The following is a 5,185-nucleotide window of genomic DNA, read 5'->3' on the forward strand; positions in this document are numbered from 1 at the left end:
CCAGGCTCTTTTGAACTTGGGATTTATTTTTTTATTTAAGATTCTTAAAAATTATTGTCTTACTAAATAAGTAATTTAAAATTATAACAACTATATTAGTAATCACTTTAACTATAATATCATTTACAAATAGCAAATCAATCAATACATACATAATTAACATCTCAATAACACCAGAGAGTAATCTAAAACTAACAAAAGATAAAAATTCTTTAAATAAGAAAATTATATCAATATTCATACTTTTGAAAACAAAAAACTTATTTGTAAGATAAGCAAATAAAACTGCGATTATCCATGCCCAGACATTTGCAAGTATGAAATTAAATGATAAAATTCTAGTAAAAAATAAATATGAAACTATATTTATAAGGGTAGTAAATACTCCAAAAAATAAATATAATATTGTCTCTTTATGCTTTTTTAAAATCAAATATAGCCCTCCTAAACTAATCAAATAATAACTATTTTTAAATAAAATTAACACATTTCAGTATAACATATCAATTAATAAATCAATATATCTTAAAATATTATAAAAAATAAAACTATAATATTCTATAATTAATATGTACTCATAATCCATATTTTATCAAAATAAAATATGACCTAGATTTAGAAATCTGATATAATAAAAATTAAATACATATAAGGGGGTAAATATGAGAAAGTACAAATCAAAAAAATTGTCAAAGCTACTGGCATTGTTGACAGTTTGCTTTTTAATAGTGTCAACAATACCTGTCTCAGCAGAAAACAATAAAACTTTAGATGGAGTAGAAACTGCAGAGTATTCTGAAAGCTATCTTCAGTACTTAGAAGATGTTAAAAATGGAGATACAGCAAAATATAATGGAGTAATACCAGTTCCATATGAAATGGAAGGGACAATACTTCAAAATAAGGGAAGAAGTACTCTTCCATCATCATACAAAGCAAGTGTAGCATACAATCCAATGAACTTAGGCTTAACTACACCAGCGAAAAATCAAGGAGAGCTTAATACATGTTGGGCATTTTCTAGTATGTCAACTTTAGAATCATATTTAAAGTTAAAAGGTTATGGAACTTATGATCTCTCAGAAGAACACTTTAGATGGTGGTCAACTGGTGGAACACATGGATGGGACTTAGATGATATGTCAGGTAGTTCAAATGTAACAGCTATAGGATATCTTACAGCATGGGCAGGTCCTAAATTAGAAAAGGACATACCATATAATCTTAAATCTGAAGAACAAGGTGCAACGAGACCTTCAAATATGGATACTGCACCTACACAGTTTAATGTGACAGATGTTGTACGTCTTAATAAAGATAAAAATACCGTAAAAAATGCAATAATGCAATATGGTGCAGTAACATCAGGCTATGCTCACTATAAAAGCTATTTTAATAACAATGAAACAGCATATAACTGCACAAATAGAAGTGCACCTTTAAATCACTCTGTATCAATAGTGGGATGGGATGATAATTATTCAAAAGATAACTTTGCATCTGACGTTAAGCCAGAATCAAATGGAGCATGGTTAGTAAAAAGTAGTTGGGGAGAATTCAACTCTATGAAAGGATTTTTCTGGATTTCTTATGAAGATAAGACATTACTAACAGATACAGATAACTATGCAATGAAATCAGTATCAAAACCAGATAGTGACAAAAAAATGTACCAACTTGAATATGCTGGTCTTAGTAAAATAATGTCAAATAAAATAACAGCAGCAAATGTATTTGATTTTAGCAGAGACTCTGAAAAACTTGACTCTGTTATGTTTGAAACAGACTCTGTAGGAGCAAAATATGAAGTATACTATGCACCAGTAGTAAATGGAGTTCCTCAAAATAACTCAATGACAAAACTTGCAAATGGAACAGTATCATACTCTGGATACATAAATGTACCTACTAACTCTTATAACCTACCAAAAGGAAAAGGAGCAATAGTAGTAGTGATAGATAATTCAGCAAATCCTAATAGAGAAAAATCTACTTTAGCATATGAAACTAACATAGATGGATATTATCTATATGAAGCTAAAGCAAATTTAGGTGAAAGTTACATACTTCAAAATAATAAATTTGAGGATATAAATACATACAGTGAGTTCTCTCCTTGTAACTTTGCTATAAAAGCTATAACAAAAACATCTTCTGGACAAGCTACTTCAGGAGAATCTTTAACTGGGGCAGATAGATATGAAACGGCAGTTAAAGTTAGCAAAAAAGGATGGGCTTCTTCACAATATGCAGTATTAGTAAATGGAGATGCAATAGTGGATGCTTTAACAGCTACACCATTTACAGCAGCAATTGACTCTCCGATTCTTTTAACAGGAAAAGATAACTTAGATTCAAAAACTAAGTCAGAGTTACAAAGATTAGGAACTAAAAAAGTTTATCTAATAGGTGGAGAAGATTCTTTAAGCAAGAATGTACAAGCTCAACTTAGCAATATGGGTATATCAGTAGAAAGAATTTCAGGTAGTGATAGATACAAGACTAGTATATCTCTAGCTCAAAAGCTAAATAGTATAAAATCTGTTTCACAAGTTGCAGTGGCAAATGGTGTAAATGGACTTGCAGATGCAATAAGTGTTGGTGCAGCAGCTGCTGATAACAATATGCCAATAATACTTACTAATGAAAAGAGTGAGTTGCAAGGTGCTGATGAGTTTTTAAATTCATCAAAAATAACTAAGTCTTATATAATTGGTGGCACAGCTACTTTATCATCAAATTTAGAAAGTAAGCTTTCAAATCCAACAAGACTTGCAGGAAGTAATAGAAATGAAACTAATGCTAAGATAATAGATAAGTTCTATACTAATTCAGATTTAAAATATGCTTTTGTTGTTAAAGATGGTTCAAAGCGTCAAGGAGATTTGATAGATGGACTAGCAGTAGGAGCATTAGGTGCTAAAACTGATTCACCAGTAGTTCTAGTTGGAAATAAGTTAGATGAAAGTCAAAAAACTGTACTTAAGTCTAAGAAAATAGAAACTCCTATTAGAGTTGGTGGAAATGGAAATGAAAATGCTTTTAATGAACTAAATACTCTTTTAGGAAAATAGTGAATAGAAAGATAATAAATCTATATGCTTTATTATTAAAAAATATTTAATAGAAGTTTATAAATATAAAATAACAAAAAGGGGTGTCTCAAAAGGAGCTTTTTAGTTCATGAGGCACTCTTTTTTGTGTGAAATCAAATATATTTTCATCATTTCAACAATGGAAAATAGGATTGTCTATATTTTGAGATAGACTCTTTATTATTGATGAAAAATGTAATAATTTTAAACTGTAAAATAGTGTAAAGTTATTTTATAATATAAATATAGTAAGATTTTAAACAAAATAAGGGGGAATAATAATGAAAGCACCAAAAACTATTTTAACAATATTGACAATAGCGCTTACTTTAAGTAGCATTTCTATAATACCATCATATGCACTTACAGAGGAAAAATTAATAGGTAATGGTAGATATGAAACTGCTGTAAAGATAAGTCAAAAGGCATACAGTTCTAGTTCTAATGTAGTGTTAGTTAATGATAATTCATTAGCTGATGCACTTTCAGCTACACCATTTGCAAAGGCTAAAGGAGCACCAATACTTTTGACAGAAAGTGATAAACTAGATGATAGAACTGAAAAAGAGATAAAACGTCTAGGAGCTAAAGATATTTATTTGATAGGAGGTACTGCTGTACTTAATAAAGATATAGAGAACAAATTAAAAGGTAATGGACTTAATGTAGAAAGAATTAATGGTAAGGATAGATATGAAACTTCACTGATTTTGGCTAATAAGCTTAAGGATATAAAAGATATTAAGGATGTTGCTGTAGTAAATGGTGAAAAAGGATTGAGTGATGCTGTTAGTGTTGGAGCACCAGCAGCTCAAAATAAGATGCCTATAATTTTGTCTAGTCCTAAGGATGGAGTAGAAGCATTTGATAAATTTATAAGAGATGAGAAAGTTATAAAAGCATATGTAATTGGAGGGACAAATTCTGTTTCAAGAGCTGTAGAAAAGAGTCTTCCTAATGCAGAAAGATTAAGTGGAAAAGATAGAAATGAGACTAATGCTAAAGTTATAGAAAAGTTTTATTCTGATACAAATTTAAGTAATCTATATGTAACTAAGGATGGTAGTAAAAATGAGAATCAGCTAATAGATTCATTAGCTGTTGGAGTTTTGGCTGCCAAAAATGAGTCTCCTGTTGTTTTGGTTGGCAATAAATTAAACACAAAACAAAGGGATATACTTAGTACTAAAAAATTAAGTACGATAACACAGGTAGGTGGAAATGGAAATGAAGAAGCTTTTGATGAGATTAAAAGTTTACAAGAAAAAACTGTGTTTGAAGCAAAAACTGTTGAGGAATTAACTGATATGATAAATATAGCAAGTCCTAATGACATTATAAACTTTAAACCAAAAGAAGATGCTGTAAATGAAGCTTTTAGAATGGTGACAAATAAACCAATAACTGTGAATATAAAAGGAGATTGTTCAAAAACTCTTACAGTAGATATGCCTAATGGTGAAGTGAATAACTATGCTACTTTGGTAAATGTTATAGTTAGAAATATTGGAGAAGGTGGATTTAATAATCATGATACAATCACCATATTGTCAGTTCGTGACAAAAATGGTAGAGTTATAGAAAATACTAGAAATTCAGATATAGATACGTTGATGATATTAGCTTCTGCTAATGATACAAAATTGATTAATGATGGATATATAGGAAAGCTTATAGATAATTCATCTAATAGTGATATAACTAATAATGGTACTATAGATAAAAAAGTTAATCAGGTTGAGGATTTAGAGGCTAAGGTTGATTCAATTGAAAAAGCTATAGATTCTATAAGTCAGAAAATCAATAAAATACAAGATATACTAGATAAGCTTGGATTTCTAAAGAAATTTCTTAACTAAAAATATGTATATTTAAGTGAACTGTGTGTTGGAATTATATCTGAAGATATATAGTTAAATGGGTTTATAGATAAATAGCCTTATAGCTAAATATATAGTTAAATAAATCTTGGGGAGGTAACATGGGGAGTGTAGTTGAATGTAGCAAAAGAATACATAAAAGTATTGACAAAACTAGAATAAAGAAAAATAATCTAAATAGCAATAGCAATAGCAATAGCAATAGCAATA

The 5,185-nt window shown here is 29.2% G+C and carries 3 protein-coding genes; 2 read left to right on the plus strand and 1 reads right to left on the minus strand.

Annotation, left to right across the window (positions count from 1 at the left end):
• Nucleotides 1-31: 31 nt before the first annotated feature.
• Complete coding sequence (locus tag KGF39_RS18825; protein ID WP_227823486.1) at nucleotides 32-433, minus strand: GtrA family protein; 402 nt, start codon at nucleotides 431-433, stop codon at nucleotides 32-34.
• 229 nt (nucleotides 434-662) lie between these two features.
• Here KGF39_RS18825 and KGF39_RS18830 point away from each other — a divergent pair, with 229 nt between their 5' ends.
• Nucleotides 663-3,074, plus strand: coding sequence for a cell wall-binding cysteine protease Cwp84 (locus KGF39_RS18830; RefSeq protein ID WP_227823487.1), 2,412 nt, complete (start codon nucleotides 663-665; stop codon nucleotides 3,072-3,074).
• 302 nt (nucleotides 3,075-3,376) lie between these two features.
• Entirely contained in the window at nucleotides 3,377-4,954 is a 1,578-nt protein-coding gene (locus KGF39_RS18835; RefSeq protein ID WP_227823488.1) for a cell wall-binding protein Cwp5, read from the plus strand.
• Nucleotides 4,955-5,185: the final 231 nt, after the last annotated feature.

The sequence above is a fragment of the Clostridioides sp. ZZV14-6345 genome (genome assembly GCF_020657775.1).
Classification (GTDB): Bacteria; Bacillota; Clostridia; order Peptostreptococcales; family Peptostreptococcaceae; genus Clostridioides; species Clostridioides difficile_D.